Below are 16,819 nucleotides of genomic sequence, written 5' to 3' on the forward strand. Positions count from 1 at the left end.
GCTAGGAGTTTGCAGATGAAAACGCCTCTTGACATTAAATGGATACGTGCTCAGTTTCCTGCACTCACGCAAGAAATCAACGGACAACCCGCAGTTTTCTTTGACGGGCCTGGGGGTACTCAAGTGCCTGGCTCGGTAATAGATGCAATGGGTGATTATCTGGTGAGATCAAATGCCAATGCTCACGGGGCTTTTGCGACAAGTGCGCGTACAGATGTGCTGATTGACTCCGCTCGTGTTGCGATCGCCGATTTTCTCGGTTGCGATCGCGATGAAGTGGTATTCGGTGCGAACATGACTACCCTCACCTTCACTTTAAGTCGAGCGATCAGTCGCGAGCTCCAGCCCGGTGATGAAATTATTGTGACGCGACTCGACCATGATGCCAATGTTTCTCCTTGGTGTGCGCTAGCGGAGCGCGGTGTTACAGTCCGCTTTGTAGATATCAATTTTACAGATTGCACACTCGATTGGAGCGACTTAGAACAGCAAATTAATCCCCGCACGCGCTTAGTAGCAGTTGGATATGCTTCTAACGCCGTAGGCACGATCAACGACATAGCAAAGGTAGTACGCCTTGCTCGCACAGTCGGAGCCTTGGTTTTCGTTGATGCAGTTCACTATGCACCCCACGCCCCAATTGACGTGCGATCGCTCGACTGCGATTTTCTCGCCTGTTCGGCGTATAAATTTTTTGGCTCTCATGTCGGTATTCTTTACGGCAAGCGCGAGCATCTTGCCCGCCTGCAACCTTACAAAGTACGTCCTGCATCAGATGAAGTGCCATCACGCTGGGAAACTGGCACCCTCAATCACGAAGGTTTAGCGGGGATGATAGCGGCAATTAACTATCTAGCGAAAATTGGTTGTCATGTCTCACCCACACTAGGAAGCGAGTTACTTTCTACTCTCCTAGAGGCTGATACAGGAAAATGGGAAGCATTCCGATGTCCTCCAACTCAATCAACTTCCTATCCCAGTCGGCGTGCTGCCTTAGTAACTGCGATGAGTGCAATCCAACAATACGAACTAGAATTGAGCAACCAGCTAATTTCTGGACTGTTGGAGATTCCTGGCTTAACTTTATATGGCATTACCCAGCCAGAACGTTTTACCTGGCGCACGCCAACCGTGGCAATCACACTTGCGGGGCAAACTCCTTACTCCATTGCTAAAGCATTAGGCGATCGCGGTATTTTTACTTGGCACGGCCATTTTTATGCGATCAATCTGACTGAGAGGTTAGGAGTAGAAGCTAGTGGCGGTTTGCTGCGGATAGGGCTAGTACATTACAACACAGTGGAAGAAATTCAGCGATTATTACAAGCTTTGCATGAAATTGCTGCTATCCCAACATCATCTTAATTTTCTGGGTATGAGCAAACAATTGCCTCTTTTTAGGAACTGATTCACAAAGCAAACGTTAGCGATCGCTTTTTCAACCTAGTTTTGATCTACGGTACGCAACTCACATCTTCGTAGACGTTCAAGTATCTTCTGCAACTGCGGATCATTTTTTGCAATTAATGCAGGCGGACAAATTTTCTTGCGCTGACAGTCGTCACAAAGCATTTAAACTCACCTCCTTTAGCGAAGTTGTTGCAAATTTACTTCAGGAAAAAGTTCAATTTTAAGGATGCTATTTACCCTGAATAGTGATGTTTTGGAAGTAGTATTTTTTCTTTTTATATGTTTACGCGGGGATCAGTGTTTGAGGTATCATTTTTATTAAGACAACCTTAAGATTGAGTCAAATTTTCAACCAAATCGGCAAATGAGAGACACAAAATTTAGCGTCTCTACTTTAGCAGAGTATAAGCAAATTTGTATAAAAATTTGCAGTGTATTTTTACTAAAATTCTGAGAGTAATAATACTCAATAATTAAGTCTTAATCTCTTGATGCAAATATAATAAATACTCCTTCAGAGAGAAGTAATTCACATCTTGACCTCGCTCCTAAAAGCCTAGAACTGAAGTACCCTACGGGAAGCCACCCGGAGGCGTCTACCAGGCTTATAGCTGAAGTCTGTTAAAACGAACTGAAAATCTTACCTAGTCAGTTAAAACTGACTTTAGCTTTTAGCCCTTGAAATTTATTTATTGGCGGACAAGAGCACAGATGCAAAATATGAGTTTATAAAATTTGTTTTCGTATATGCTATGTTAAGATATAAACTTTAAATTTCAAAAATTTTGTTACTAAAAGCATGAAAATAAGCAGCTTAGATAGCAGTCCTAAATCATTCGTGAAAAACAAGATCCCCGACTTCTCATAGAAGTCGGGGATCTGCGTCCTCAGTCTCTTTATCCTTGAGCGAGAAAGTTACATATACTATTAATAGAATTTTGAGTATTTTTTTCGTTAGTATAATCTTCGTGAATTGGTATTTGTTCGAGAGATATTAAAACTAGTATCGGGCGATAAATTTTGCCATAACGCACTTTTTTTTCTTGGATATCAATCCGAGAAATATTTATTAAGGGATATTCAATGAGTTGTCTTGTACGTAAACCTTTCCTCTCTATAATTACTTTATTGAGACTTTTATAGAAAGTGCAGTCAACTATAGGTGTCGTTACTAAGAAAATACCAAACCCTAGAAAAAAAATAATGATGACAACAAAGAACGAGTAATCATGCCATTGGTGTTGACTTAAGAAGAGAGATTGTTGCTGAGAGTAGATAAAATTATTAATTTGAGAAGCGACTTCTTGATTATTTTTATAACTGCTACTAGATGGTAGAAACTCAAATTCTTTGATTTCATTTACAATCACTATCTTATATGTTCTACCTCGCCTACTGCCAGCAGTGGTAATGACATTTGCCTGTTGAGGATCGTAAATTCTCAGCTTTTCCACACCTCTAAGCACATAAAATCGCCGCAGTTCGCAGTTAATTTGACTAGGAGAAAGGCGATCGCATTTCAAGCTAGCTGAAATAGGTGTATAAAATGTTCCGATAACTATACCAACTAAGCCCAAGGTGAGAATTAAACCTCCTTGCCACCAATGACCTATTGGTAAGTGCTTCATTGCTAGTCTACTACTAGTTTGCGCTACAATTCTCATTAATTGCTCTGCTAAAAAATCACCATAGTTACAGTATTCCCTCCGAATTTGATGGAGTAATCATAAGCAATTTTTGTAGGGTGGGCAACTGTCCACAACGTCAAAATAAGGGTTTGAAGAAAGTTAGGTAATACCCACCTTACTTAGAGAATGTAGCGATCGCTTGCTGTGATCAAGCGTGTGGAGAAGAACTAGCCTTTATCAACAAGCTCTATCAAAAGGTAGTGGAGCCTGATTCGCATCCCGATCACGATAGAGACGAACAAAATCAATAGCTGTTAGCGATCGTCACCGCACTACGTCAAAAAAAACTGATGATCGCTCACAAAATTTATTGAAGGAGACACTCAAGACTATGCAAAATAACCAGCAGCAACACCAGCATTTAAGTATTGTAGACAGTCTTTTGATGCAAATGTTTGGACGACCCAAAGGTATACTAGGTCGGTTAGGAGGTTTCATTTTAGCTCACACAAAGCGTGATTTCACTGAGTGGGCAATTAATCTCCTTGAAGTTCAGCCGGATGACAAAGTGCTAGAAGTTGGATTTGGCCCTGGGGTGGGGATTGAGATTCTAGCAGCTACGGTTTCAAGAGGGTATATTGCGGGCGTTGACTATTCAAAAGAAATGGTTAAGCAAGCCAGAGTGCGGAATGCAAAAGCGATTGAGACAGGCGTAGTCGAACTTGAGTATGGTTCAGTTGAAAAACTACCGTTTGCAGATGACACATTTGATAAAGCTTTAGCGATCAATTCTATGCAAGTTTGGCCAGATGTGATGGTTGGACTGCGGGAAATATGGCGGGTGATGAAGGGTGGTGGCAAGATTGCACTTGGGTTTACTTCTCATTCTGGGCAATCGAGTACAGGATTAACCGAAATGCTCACAACGGCTGGTTTTACTGAGGCACATTTGGTAGAGACAGATCAAGGTTTCTGTGCGCTGGCAACCAAATAATTTGTCATTTATGATGGGTATTTAAGCTTTATTAAGGAGTCTCAAAATCTCGTGAACGAGTATTTGAGCTTCGCTGACGAGTATCTGAGATAGATGAACGAGTATTTGAGCCTCGCTGACGAGTATTTGAGCTTCGCTAGCGAGTATTTGAGCTTCGCTGACGAGTATCTGAGATAGATGAACGAGCACTTGAACCTCATCGATGAGTATCAGAATCTCGCTAACGAGTATTTACTCTCCTTCTACGAGAAAATTATCTATCCTGTCGCAACCGACGTAGTGTAACGCATCTACAAGAAGTGGTGGGTTACGGCACAAACATCGTTTCAGCATTTAAAAATCGAGTTTTATCGTGTGCCTAACCCACCCTACTACTTATCATTAAAATCTCTCCGTGTCCCCGTGTCTCTCCGTCTCCGCGTCAGCCCAAACAGTAAGTTTCTGGAATGATTACTGATATCCCGCCGCTTGCAAATAAAACAGCCTGGCATACCTACCTTTAGCCTGCAACAACTCCTCATGAGTTCCCTCTTCTACGACTTCCCCAGCTTCAATCACCAAAATTTTGTCAGCCATCCGCACTGTAGAAAAACGGTGAGAAATTAAAATCACCATCTGATTTTTCGTTAAAGTCCGAAAGTGATTGAAAATCTCATACTCAGCTTGCGCATCCATCGCTGATGTCGGTTCATCCAAAACCAAGATATCTGCGTTAGTCCGCATAAAAGCACGAGCCAAGGCAATTTTCTGCCATTGTCCTCCCGAAAGTTCCTGCCCTCCTTTGAACCATTTACCTAACTGAGTGCTAAAACCTGCGGGCAATTTTTCAATAAAAGGTTGTGCCATACCCTTTTCGGCAGCAATTTCCCACAGATCCTTTTCTTCGACGTGTTCCACATCGCCCACACCGATATTCTCCCCTACCGTAAATTGGTAACGGACAAAGTTCTGGAAAATTACACCGATACGACGCCGCAATACATCCACATCCCATTCTTGCAAATCCAAACCCTCAAAGCGGATGCGTCCGGAATCAGGATTGTAAAGTCTAGTCAAGAGTTTAATTAAAGTAGTCTTACCAGAACCGTTTTCGCCAACAATGGCTAATTTATCTCCGCGTTTGAGGTGGAAAGAAATATTTTTCAAGGCAGGTTGCAAACTTCCCGGATAAGTAAATGTGACATTCTCAAAGCGAATACCATCTTTGGGATTGATGCCTTTGGTTGCTTTCCCCTGTGGTTTTGGTACTTCCTCTTCTAGAAATTCGTAGAGATTGGAAAGATAGAGATTGTCCTCATACATTCCGCCAATGGAAGTCAGCATACCAGAAAAAGTAGTTTGCCCTTGGCGAAACACGGTGAGATACATCGTCATATCTCCCAAAGAAATTCTTCCCGCCACAGTTTCTATGACAATCCAAGCATATGCTACGTAAAAAGCGGCAGTACTCAACAAACTCAGCAAGTATCCCCACTGCCCCCGCCGGATTGTTAAATTGCGGTCTTCGTCATAAAGTTGATAGAAGATGTCGCGATAACGTTCCAGCAACATTTCACCGAGTTGATAGAGTTTAACTTCTTTGGCGAAGTCTTCTCTAGCAATCAAAGTTTCTAGATAATGCTGCTGACGAGTTTCCGGCGCACGCCAGCGAAATAAGCGAAAAGCTTCCCCCGCAAATTTTGTTTCCGCAACAAATGCGGGCATTGCTGCCAAAATTAGTACCACTACTGCCCAAATCGAAAATTGCACCAACAAAGCCCCGTAGGTAAGAAGTGAAAGGGCGCTTTGTACCAAGCCAAAGGTGCGAGTTACTAACGAGAGAGGGCGAATGGAAGCTTCTCGCCGGGCATTGGTCATTTTATCGTAAAACTCCGAGTCTTCAAACTGCGTAAGTTCTAGACTCATTGCTTTTTCTAAAATAAGTTCATTCACCCGTTGTCCGAGTAATACCCGCAACAGTGACTGACAAACTGTTAGCCCTCTTTGGCTACCTGTGAGTAAGGCAACAGCAGTTGCTTCCAATCCCACATATAGTAAGGGACGATAGCTATCAACTTGATTTTGAGAAGCGAAAATTACTGCATCGACAATTAACTTGCCGATATAGGCTACAGCTGCTGGTAAAAGACCAGCCACTAAAGTTAAAATCGCAAGACTAACAGTTAGGACACGGCTAGTAGTCCAAACTAAAGCGATCGCTCGCCCACTATAGCGGAATATCGCTAGGGATTGACGCAGGGCGTTACGTTTTTGACGACGATTCCTCATTACTATTTGTATAACGTAAAATCGCCCTTAATTGCCGAGTTCTCTGTGAGGTTATAGATCCCCGACTTTTTTGAAAAGTCGGGGATCTGAACACCTGCGATCTGTCAAAATCAATTTAGTGGAGTACTAGAGGTAGATTGAAATAATCTTTATTGATTACTTAGTCAGATACAGAGAAATTATTTAGTATATAAAAAGCTGTAAGAGGACAAATCCACAACAAGCACTGATCGCACTCAAAATATGCTCCAGACATTAGTCGGCTGGAGGCTGAAGCAATGAAATTTAATTTACTAAAACCAAAACGCTTTTTTTTGGTAAGTTTATTTTCCTGTGCCATATTTGTTTCTCCCCTTTCTACTTTGGCTGTGACTGTCAAAGAAGTTCCGAATCCCCGGCAGCAGGATGGTGGATGGGTAACTGATATGGCTGGAATTCTCAGCCAACAGACAGAAGCCGAAATTAATCAGATGATTTCTCAGTTGGAAGCAAAACATGGCACGGAAATAGCCGTGGTAACTGTGCCACAAACAACTCCTAGTGGTTCTGTCAAAAAATTTGCCACCGAACTGTTTAATGATTGGGCAATTGGCAAGAAAGGACAAGATAACGGTGTATTATTCTTGATTTCAGTAGGCGATCGCCGTGTGGAAATTGAGACTGGTTACGGCGTGGAAGCAATTTTGCCAGATGCGAAAGTGGGCAATATTATCGATACCCAAATCATTCCCCGCTTCAAACAAGGAGACTTTGAAGGTGGTACGCTGGCAGGAACAAAAGCACTAGTACTTATTTTAGAGGGCGATCGCTCATCATCCACAAACCAAGTCACAACTCCAAATCGGGAAAATGGCTCAACTGTAGAAACAAGTGCAGATCCCCCGATTTTATGGGGATTTTTAGCCGGAGGTGGAATATTAGTATTAGCGATCGCAGGTGCCGCTCATCTCAAACGACGTCCTCAAAAAATTTTGATTGCACCACAAGGGCATAGTCGCAAACTTGACGGTAATTACACTTTTTTGTGTGCTGATTGCCAAAAGCCAATGGAAAAAGTAGACGAAACCACAGTTCAATCATATTTAAGCAAACCAGAAAAAACAGCACAAAAACTAGGTAGTGTTAGATTTGAGGGTTGGAAATGTCCCAATTGCAGTCATAAGCTAACTGGTAGTGGTTTTCATATAGTCGCTCAACAGTCTCATTCTTCTCGATTTAAGAAATGTCCTCACTGTCAAGAATTAACTGTCACCCGCTCTGAGCAGATTGTTAGACCAGCTACACAATATAATTCTGGAAGACGACTAATTACTGATGACTGTCATAGTTGTGCTTATCACCATCAGCAAGAGGAAATAATTCCTCGCCTGCCTCCGCCTCCTCCGCCTCCTCCTCCAAGCACTTGGGGTGGCTATAGTGGCGGCGGCTTTAGTGGTGGCGGTGGTGGTAGTTTTGGTGGTGGCAGTAGCGGTGGCGGTGGTGCTGGTGGTAGTTGGTAAGTAATACTATGAATAATCAAGAAAAGAGAATTCCCGAAGAGATTGCCCCAGAAGTGCTAGAGTTAGCCTCGCGCTACTATGCCAATCACACCCAAAGTTACTCGCCTTCTGAATTGGTAGCAGCAGGAAAAGAAGTGGATATTCCTGCCGAGTTTATTGAGCAAGCCATCCGAGATGTGCAGGCAAGGCACCGACAACAGCAAGAAAAACAACAACGATTAGCACATCTGCGTCAAAGATTGTTGATAATTGGTGCAGGAGTAGTAACTGCATTGGCTGTTTGGATTGGTTGGACTTACAATTCTATCCAAAGCAGTAGCTCCAGAGTTGAAGCAGCTTGGGCGCAAGTAGAAAATCAACTCCAGCGCCGTGCTGATTTAATCCCCAATCTTGTGAACGTGACACAAGCTTATGCCAAACAGGAAAAAGAATTAGTCTTTTTATTAGAGCGATCGCGTCAGGCTTATTTGCAAGCAGACACTCCCAACGAAAAAGCCGCCGCGACAGTGCAAATTAATCAAGCTATTGACCGCTTCCGCAATTATGCCACTGCCAATCCCCAATTGAAATCTAGCCAATTATTTATCAATCTTCAGTATGAGTTAAGCGGTACTGAAAATCGCCTCGCCGTAGAGCGAATGCGCTATAACCAGGCAGTGCAAGCTTACAATCAAAAAATTCAAAGTTTTCCCAACTCGGTTGTAGCTAATACTTTTGGGTTTGAAAAGCAGGAATATTTTCAAGCTACAAATACTGATGTTCCCAAAGTTTTTAAGGAGTAAATTAGGAAATGCTAGTTATTGGTAAATCGCGGAGGAAATAAAAGCGATCGCTCTTCCAATCAGTACCTTTAATTCGTCCTAAGTAGCCTGTTAAGGGTGATGAAAGTTCGATGAGAATTTCGTGCATTTCTTCACGACTGAGAGCTTGAGGTGGACTTGAATAACCGTACGCTCCGTAAAGAGTAGCAACTTCAACATTTTCATCTCCTGTATTTACTTGATGCTTTTTCACGAGTTGAATTAAGTGTGATCGCAGACTAATTTCTTTGTAAACTTGGTCAAGATATTTTTCAACTTCTTGATCGGAACTTCCAGCTTTTAAATATGTTTTGAGTTTAAATAAATCTACCGAATTACGGTAATTGCTTTCTAGTTGTACAAGTTTTTCTAATGTTTCTGGATTAATAATAGCCATACTGTGTACTTTTGCTGCTTCTTTCAGTTGCGTTGTCGGTTCGCCAGGGCCAATAATTAATTTGATTGCTTGTTTCAATAATTCTTGATTTTGTAAGCGAAGTGTTCCTAAATTCAGTAATTGTACAGCAGTATCATTAGGTATCTTTTTACCCGCTTTGCATTCTCCAACTAAAGGATAGGGTTGGGAACAAAATATATCTATACCGCCTGCGCCACCTCTATGAAATTCATCAACTGTAAATCCTAAATATTCTAGGCTCTTACGAACTATTTTTTCAAAATCTGTTCCTGCTTGATAATTGCTTTTACCTTCATCTTGTTCTTTACTACGATTACCTAAAAATGCAATATCATTAATCCAAGCTAAATTTGTACTAGGTTGTTTAATCTGTTTGCTATTACTCCAACCTAAAAATACTCGAATATCCTCATCTAGCAGTTTAGCGGTTGGATTAGTAATCGCAAGGGAAGCTAAAGCACATTGTAATTCTTCTAATTCAGGATGGAGTGGAGGTTGTAAATTTTCTAGTTGATGTTTGCGTTGGGCAAAGATGCGATCGCTTAAAATAGGTGCTGTATCAGGAACACTTAGGGAAGCAGGTAAAGGTAGAAACAAACTATATTGTGAGTGCGTTGAAATCTCAATTGGTTTAGGTAGCAAATAGACGCGCAGGTAAACTAGAAAAATATGAGGTCGCTGACCAAGTTTATGCTGTAATCCTTGCTTTGTCCAAATGCTCAACTTTGACAAGGCATCGAAGGATTCAAGAGTAAACATATTGCAACCTTCACACTTAGCCCAAGCCTTAATCAAATTCTTTTCAGAGTCTAATTTGGCTAAAGCTATTTGAGCAAAGGACAAAAAACTTGAATGATAATACTGTTCATGGGGTTGTGAGTTAATCGATATATCATTGGGACAAAGGGCAAATTGCCGCCCCAAATTAATGAATCTCCCTGGCATTACAGCAATTATTCGCCCTTTTATTAATGCTTCAATATCGACATCTGGTAAACATAAGACAGTATCAAGTAAAACAGTTTCGCTCATGTTTAATTCAACAACTCACTTAAATCATCTAAGTTATCTGCATCTTCAATACTAGAAGGATTAAGGAAATCCTTTAATAGTTCTTCTCTCTCTATAGCTTCTTCATCTATATGACCAGAAGGATTGCTTAAAATTTCGAGTAACAAAGGATTTTCGCAAGTTAATTGCTGAGAAAACTCTAAAACTTGTTTTTCATTTAGTTTATAGTACTCACATTTTTGATAAACAGAATAAAGGTGAATCAGCTCTTGGATTTCCTCTACTTTCAGATCCACATGTTCTCCACCCAATTCTTCTACAAGTTTTTTGAGATAAATGTAAGAATCCCAATTTTTACGAATCCTTTTTTCATTGGTTTTAGAACGAACTAAGCAACCTCGTGTTATATCGAATGTCTGATATTCAATTAAACGCCACATCCCAGTTCCTACCGCTCTTCCATGTGAATATTGGAGAACAGCAACACCTATTTTGAAAATCTTATCTTTCTCCTTACCAATTACTTTAAAGTTTATCCAACCTTGATTTTGTGACTTTGGTTCAATATCAACAACATCTTCAATTGTGACTTGTTCTAATTTCTCGCCTGTAGAAGTTTTACCCCCTAATTTCTGTCCTTTCAAGCTCTGGAAACCAAAAGACAAAGCATCAGCAATCAGGGAATTATATTTTTCATCTAGATAATTTCCAGTGTCTACCTTACTCTCCCTTTCTAAAGCTAGATAAAATCGTTCCAATGGTTCTTCTGGTAGTATCTCATCATCAACCTTAAAGTTCTCAGCACACCATTTCAAAGCTTCTCTCACGGTTAGTCCATGTTTACCATATTTTCTTAGTTCACTTTCTTGAAACGGATAGAGTGGGTCATGAGATTTTAAATCTCTTGTCTCATAAAAATCTTTCAACCACAGGGTGACTAATCCAAGCATAGAATTACCATCAAGAGTTTTTAAATCTATCGGTTTTCTTTGCGTATATTTTGAAATTCTGTCAGGCGTACCACCAGGCATTAAATTAACCTTATTTGTCCATGTATCAGGTAGCATGACTGTGAGAATAACAATACCTTTACCAAGTTCAGACTGTTCAAGAGTATCATGTAGACGCTTTACTAAATCAGCAATTATTTGTGGAGTTGTTAAGCCATCATTACTACAATTATTTTCTACATCTATTTCGTCAAAACAAATAACAACAGAATTATAGTAACTTACTAAATTTAGTATTTGCTGAACAATTTTAAGGGCTTCGGATTCTCTATCTTGAGCTTCTTTTCTAGTATTAGGTAATCCTAGAATATCAGCATTAGAATTTGCTAACTCATCCCCAGATAACCATTTAATTGCAAAAGACACCTGAGTTTCTGAAAGCGTCCACAAAATAGCCCTAACAATGTAGGGATCTGTATTTGGTTTTGTTTTGAGAACTTCTTTGGTCAGCCTGTCCATCAAATTCTTGTTCCTAGCTGACCAACTTGTATATACTTTATCAAATCTTTCAATCAGTCGTTGGGGAGAAAGACTTGAAAAGTTGGAATCGATGGCTTTAAAGCCTTCATTTGCCATCGCTGCCGCCACTTCTTGCCACTGCATCACCCCTTGACTACCAGTATTGCTGAGACTATCAGCTAAAGTTTGTTGAAATTGGTATTTAACCAGATTTAAATCTGTGTAGTTATTAACACCTGCATATACAAATAAAGCACTTCCATTGACTTTCAACCGATGACGAATGCGACTAAGTATGTGAGTTTTACCTACTCCTTGTTGAGCAGTTATAGCAATTGATGTCACTTCTCTTGAGTAGATGAACTAGTAAGCACCAGTTCAATTGCCTGAAAAACTGCATCAGAAGCGTGGGCATTTAGCGTTGGCACATCGGGGAATCCTTGACCCCAGATATCCTGTTCTTTGACTATCCCAGCGTTAAGAAATGGATTGTGACTTTTGACAGCGGCGTTAAGGGCTTCTATTGGAGAAACTGCTGAAGTGTCCATAGCTATTTTATTTGAGGTAAAGAACTACATAAGGAGTCAAAGAAATTTAGGAATTTAAACGCTTGGCATAATAACGTAATCCTCCTCCAGGGATAGTAATTGAGTCATCCCGTTTATCTGGGGTGATGTCTCGCATTTCTCCTGCCATTAGCTGACAAATATCGTTAGCCTGCATTTCCAGTAGCCATTCGTTAAAATCGGAACGACTAACACGATCGCCTATTTCCCGACGAATTCGATATATCGGCACTAGATGATTCAGGTTGTAGTCACTGTTTAATCTGTCATAGACTCCCAATGTGACTTTCTCAAACTCCTGATAAGATTTCACAGTACTTTTTACACCGTTAACCGATGCAGCTGCACCAACTACCGTGCCATTCACCTGACTTATCCACTTCAACAGCGCATTTGCAGCCCAAGTTCCTACAATAGTCCCTTCAAACTTAAAATCAGAGCTTTTCAAGCCTTCACTCAATATATCTAAACCATTAGGAGATACCAAAGAGTATCCTTTCTTTGAGATAGAAATAGCTCCTTTTTTCTCCAAGTTCTTAAAGATGCCTTGATAATCTGCTGCCTTCTTGCCCTTTTGTACAACTCGCTTAGTAAGTTCGCCTTTTTTAATCTCCTGCTTCGTTCCTCCCAAATCCCATAAAGCTAACAGAAGACGAGTTTGAGTTTGAGCTTCTTTAGCTTTTACACTAGTATTTTTTGATGTCATATTTAGTAATCCAGTAAAAAAATCAAGGCTTTGCAACCCACCAATGCGGGTTTTGTCTGTATAGCCTCAAACTTATATAGGGCTATCAGACTTAATCTTTATATTTCTAAGTACTAGTATAATTTTTTGAAAACTTAATCACTGGCGTAAAAACACTGAAAGAATCTCAAGAAAATCTTTGAGATCCCACAAAAATATATATTTATTCTTGTATTAATATCAAAACAATACTCAATACGTGCTTATTTTAACAAGATTGTTATACCTAATAATGCGATCGCCTGATCATTCTTTTGCTTACAAAGCTCAATAATATGATGTCCGCTAAATTACCCTTAATTGCTGTGTTACCTCACCCCAAGCCTCTCCTTACTAAGGAGAGGGTGTCGTAGGCGTGTGAGGTTATTTTATTATGGTCATTTTCACAGACATGATATAACTCATCACATTGAGGGGATTGATGACGATAATAAATATGGCATTAGCAGAAGAAGCGATCGCTAATTAAATTATGAGTTTAAAGTAAAAAGATTCCTATCAATACAATGTTGGTTAGTCCAAACGCAAATGGAACAAGCCAACGAGCCGTGCGATCAATTTTTGATGATAGCTCTTTATGTGTTTCTAAATTAATCCGATGTTTTACTACAGTATAGATAATTACTAAAGTGATAAAAATATAAACTACTAGAATAAATCCATTAAGGTAAGTTACATAAGCAACTTTTGGCAAGTCTTCTGCAATAACAATATTAAATGCGATCGCTGATAATAAAGAACTAGTAGCTATAACAGTATTTGATTCAAAAGAGCGAGACCAAAATACTGTCCACGAAATAGCAATTATAAATAATAATGGCAGAATTATATTTAAAATATATGGTACAGAATAACGCGAAATATTGATTTCATATATAAACTCAGGATAAGACACTTCTTCAAACTCCGACTTTTTTGAGCCGACTAATGCGTTATATTCTCCAATTGTCCATCCTGTCAAAAAAGCGTTTGGAGATTTACCAGTTGTACGCTTATCAACAATAAAATTTATGTCTTTAGTATTATATAAAGGAGCTGTGAGAATTAATCTTAGTCTTTGAGAATCAAAAGAGAATTTTTTCAAATTGATTTCATCATTAAATCGACCTGTAAATCGTTCTTTATAATATACAGTACCATCAGGTTTAACTTTTAATTCTGTATAAACGGTTTCTCGCTCGCGCTCAATATTTAAAAATTTGACATTAGGTAACCAGATTTCTCCTATTTGGTAAGTTTTATAATTTACACCATTTTGGGTTGGTTTAAATACCAAACGTTTATCTTTCCAAGTTAAAAGTAAGTAAGCATCCAATGTAAAAGCTTCTTCTTTTTCATCAAAATCATCAAAATCGACCAGATATACACCTACAGCAACTTGAGTAGGATTATTGGTGTCAGGACGACTTGTGGTAATTTGACGTGTAGTTTCTTCTGGAGGTTCTTGCGCCTTTAGTTTTGGTACATTCAAAGATAGACAAAGAGAAAGCAAAGATAATAGAACAATTGACTTTTTACGCATAATCATTTTGATTGACTGATAGATTTTAACTCAAATTTTTTCCATAATTAAGAAATTTATTAGGAAACTTAAAATTGTCTAGAAGTGTTTAGAAAACAATGAGCCTCCCTACTCCCCTTTTTAAGGCTAATGTGTATACACAAAATGATTTAATTACTCCAAATTCTCTTTTTTCTCTCTCCCAGGCTCCAACCTGGGAAAGTATTGATTGAGGCTCCGCCTCATGAAGAGGAGACGGAGCTTCACAGTTTTCATTACCATGCAGAGCATGGTGACGAGAAAAATGGTAACAAGAAATTATGGGTATTTAATCAGGCAAATAAACTATCAAACTAAACTGACTTCTTCATTCAGTTCACTTTGCTCGATCGCTTCTTTCACTGCTCCTTGAGCGCCTGAAATTGTAATGCTAAAATTACCACCTGCTTTTTGTTTATAAAAAGCAAGATATCGCAAACTCTCATCAGAAATTGACTTGAGATCTTCCATATTTAAGACAACACCTGTAACTCCATGAGCTTTTTCCAGTTCTTCTTTGAGATACTTCAACATACTTGGCTCTAGAGAGCCAGCCATGTTAATCTTCGCAACCCCATCAGTTACTTCCATCAGATCGGCATCGAAATCAATATCGGCAGGTATTATCCGCACCCTAATTTTTATTTCCGTCTGATCGGTTGGTAATTTGATTGTCAATGCTTCGGCATCAAAATCAATATATTTATGTCCGTTAATCCATACTTCATCAATCCGAATACTACCGGGTGGCAGAATATCTGGCTGTACACGCAAGATATTGTCTGGAAAACCTCCGGGCTGGGGCTTGAAGAAGAAATCCATTGGTTCCTTATTAATCAGCAAGTTGGTATAAATAGCAGCCAGGTAGCACAACTCAAAAGAGTGATAACCTGCCATTGAGTGACTGCCCTTACCGCGTTCAGTACCAAGTGCGTAGGGTTGTCCATTGGCCAAAACGTTGAAATAGACACCACCAGAATCAGTATCCAAGAAGTACGCGTTATAAAAAGCAGCACCTTCTCTAGCAAACTGGATGAAATTAGGATCTTTATAAACACCAGCCATGATGTAGTAGGCTAGAATTCCTTGCTCTTGTTGCCACCAAGCCTTGCGATCGTGCCAGACAAGGCGATGAAATTTTTGACCTGGAGCTAATACCCGTTCTACCATGTCATACCAACCACCGCGCTGGCGATCGCAACCCACGCTAGGGATAATATGACCAATTTTTTCAGCAAAATCTTTATATGTTTCTTTTGCCTTGAGGCTATGCATCCGTGTCAAATTCCAGGCAATTTTTAGGTTGTGTCCTACAATTGCTCGATTTTGCTGTACTGTCTGGTAATCTTTTGACCAGTCATCATTGAACTTCTCTTGCACAAAAGGACTATTGCTATAGTCGGGGAAGTAAGTTGCGATCGTGTCAAAGGTATATTCCAAAAAGTCAGCGTATTCTTGTTCGCCAGTGGCAAGCCAGAGATTAATCAAATAGGCAGGAGCATGATCACCAACAGAGTTCCAATTCTTTTTAGCCCGATTTCGTCCTAAAGACTCGCTATAGGGACTAAGGGTAATTGGATCGATGTGAGAGTAGTAACCACCTTTTTGAGTTTTGTCTTTGAAAAAGCGGTGAAATAAGTTGACTGTTGCCTTAATATCACGTATTATCCGGGAATCGCCTGTAATCCGGTAAGTTTGAGTAGGGCCAGCCAAAGCGTAAATCTGCTCGTAGCAAGGAATAGCATCGTAATCATCACCAAACTCAGAGGCAAAGATTTTTTGCTCGCTGCCGTCCTCCTTAATGTCAACGGCATGATACCAGTAGCAAATACCTTCGCTTTCGTCACGAAAGCGCATATGTTCGCGCAAATATTTCGTGCCTTTTTCGGCAGCTTCTAAGAAATGGTCATCCCCAGTCAGTAAATAAGCAGAAGCAAAGCCATAAACTAAACGAGAGATCGTATCCGTTTCTTGACGCCCAGATTTTTGCTTATCTCCTGTGATCGTCAAGTTGGTACGGTATTGGGAGTAGTCAATTTCGCCGTCGCCAAACTCGGCTTTAATGTAGAATTCGGCTAACTCCCGCACCTGTTTTATCCACCAGTTTTGCTTTTCAAATAAATACTCGTTCTCGGTACGGCCTAAAAAAACAATGTGCTTGGCTTCAAAATTTTGCTCGCTGTTTTCCGCATCTGGGTAGAAGACGCCGTAGACAAATACAAATCGTCCTGGCACCAGCATTTCTCGCATCTGGGCAGTGGCATCGCGATACGCCTCTCCCAAGTTACGTATGAGTTCGGCAAAGACAGTGGGGGTTAATTGGACTAAAAACTCTCGATTATCGGAGGTTTTTAAACCAAAGGCGTCTTTAGTCTTGTCGAATTGGGTAACATACCCAGCAATTAAGTCTGAGAAGGAAAATTCTATTTTATTCATTGGATTTACTTGTAAAAACTAAAGAAAAACAGAGA

The 16,819-nt window shown here is 40.0% G+C and carries 12 protein-coding genes; 4 read left to right on the forward strand and 8 right to left on the reverse strand.

Annotated features, from left to right (window positions below; translation table 11 throughout):
- Positions 1 to 15: 15 nt before the first annotated feature.
- Positions 16 to 1,365, forward strand: coding sequence for a cysteine desulfurase-like protein (locus QUB80_RS16535; protein WP_289790601.1), 1,350 nt, complete (start codon positions 16 to 18; stop codon positions 1,363 to 1,365).
- A gap of 941 nt (positions 1,366 to 2,306) precedes the next feature.
- Here QUB80_RS16535 and QUB80_RS16540 read toward each other — a convergent pair.
- Positions 2,307 to 3,038 carry a hypothetical protein gene (locus QUB80_RS16540; RefSeq protein ID WP_289790602.1) on the reverse strand — a complete coding sequence of 244 codons (732 nt, stop codon included), beginning with the start codon at positions 3,036 to 3,038 and terminating at the stop codon, positions 2,307 to 2,309.
- Positions 3,039 to 3,429: 391 nt separating this feature from the next.
- Between QUB80_RS16540 and QUB80_RS16545 the strand changes: the two genes are divergently transcribed.
- Positions 3,430 to 4,032, forward strand: a complete 603-nt coding sequence (locus QUB80_RS16545) for a class I SAM-dependent methyltransferase (RefSeq protein WP_289790603.1) — start codon at positions 3,430 to 3,432, stop codon at positions 4,030 to 4,032.
- 450 nt (positions 4,033 to 4,482) lie between these two features.
- Here the strand turns inward: QUB80_RS16545 and QUB80_RS16550 are convergent, their stop codons facing one another.
- Positions 4,483 to 6,300 (reverse strand): ABC transporter ATP-binding protein, encoded by a 1,818-nt coding sequence (locus tag QUB80_RS16550; protein WP_289790604.1) that lies wholly within the window; start codon positions 6,298 to 6,300, stop codon positions 4,483 to 4,485.
- A gap of 278 nt (positions 6,301 to 6,578) precedes the next feature.
- Here QUB80_RS16550 and QUB80_RS16555 point away from each other — a divergent pair, with 278 nt between their 5' ends.
- Entirely contained in the window at positions 6,579 to 7,799 is a 1,221-nt protein-coding gene (locus QUB80_RS16555) for a TPM domain-containing protein (protein WP_289790605.1), read from the forward strand.
- A gap of 8 nt (positions 7,800 to 7,807) precedes the next feature.
- Positions 7,808 to 8,581 (forward strand): LemA family protein, encoded by a 774-nt coding sequence (locus tag QUB80_RS16560; RefSeq protein WP_289790606.1) that lies wholly within the window; start codon positions 7,808 to 7,810, stop codon positions 8,579 to 8,581.
- 1 nt (position 8,582) lies between these two features.
- On the opposite strand, the gene QUB80_RS16565 is transcribed toward QUB80_RS16560, so the two are convergent.
- The 6 genes from QUB80_RS16565 to QUB80_RS16590 all read right to left on the reverse strand — a co-directional run bounded on the left by QUB80_RS16565 (position 8,583) and on the right by QUB80_RS16590 (position 16,784).
- Positions 8,583 to 10,049, reverse strand: a complete 1,467-nt coding sequence (locus tag QUB80_RS16565; protein ID WP_289790607.1) for a DUF1802 family protein — start codon at positions 10,047 to 10,049, stop codon at positions 8,583 to 8,585.
- 2 nt (positions 10,050 to 10,051) lie between these two features.
- Positions 10,052 to 11,842 (reverse strand): P-loop NTPase fold protein, encoded by a 1,791-nt coding sequence (locus QUB80_RS16570; RefSeq protein WP_289790608.1) that lies wholly within the window; start codon positions 11,840 to 11,842, stop codon positions 10,052 to 10,054.
- The gene (locus tag QUB80_RS16575; protein WP_289790609.1) at positions 11,839 to 12,045 is read right to left on the reverse strand and encodes a hypothetical protein; all 207 of its coding nucleotides are present in this window, start codon (positions 12,043 to 12,045) and stop codon (positions 11,839 to 11,841) included. Before QUB80_RS16575 ends, QUB80_RS16570 begins: the two co-directional genes overlap by 4 nt.
- Before the next feature lie 46 nt (positions 12,046 to 12,091).
- Complete coding sequence (locus tag QUB80_RS16580; RefSeq protein WP_289790610.1) at positions 12,092 to 12,769, reverse strand: hypothetical protein; 678 nt, start codon at positions 12,767 to 12,769, stop codon at positions 12,092 to 12,094.
- A gap of 517 nt (positions 12,770 to 13,286) precedes the next feature.
- Positions 13,287 to 14,330 (reverse strand): ligand-gated ion channel, encoded by a 1,044-nt coding sequence (locus QUB80_RS16585; RefSeq protein ID WP_289790611.1) that lies wholly within the window; start codon positions 14,328 to 14,330, stop codon positions 13,287 to 13,289.
- 327 nt (positions 14,331 to 14,657) lie between these two features.
- Complete coding sequence (locus tag QUB80_RS16590) at positions 14,658 to 16,784, reverse strand: N-acyl-D-glucosamine 2-epimerase (RefSeq protein WP_289790612.1); 2,127 nt, start codon at positions 16,782 to 16,784, stop codon at positions 14,658 to 14,660.
- Positions 16,785 to 16,819: the final 35 nt, after the last annotated feature.

This window comes from Chlorogloeopsis sp. ULAP01, from assembly GCF_030381805.1.
In the GTDB taxonomy this organism is placed as follows: domain Bacteria; phylum Cyanobacteriota; class Cyanobacteriia; order Cyanobacteriales; family Nostocaceae; genus Chlorogloeopsis.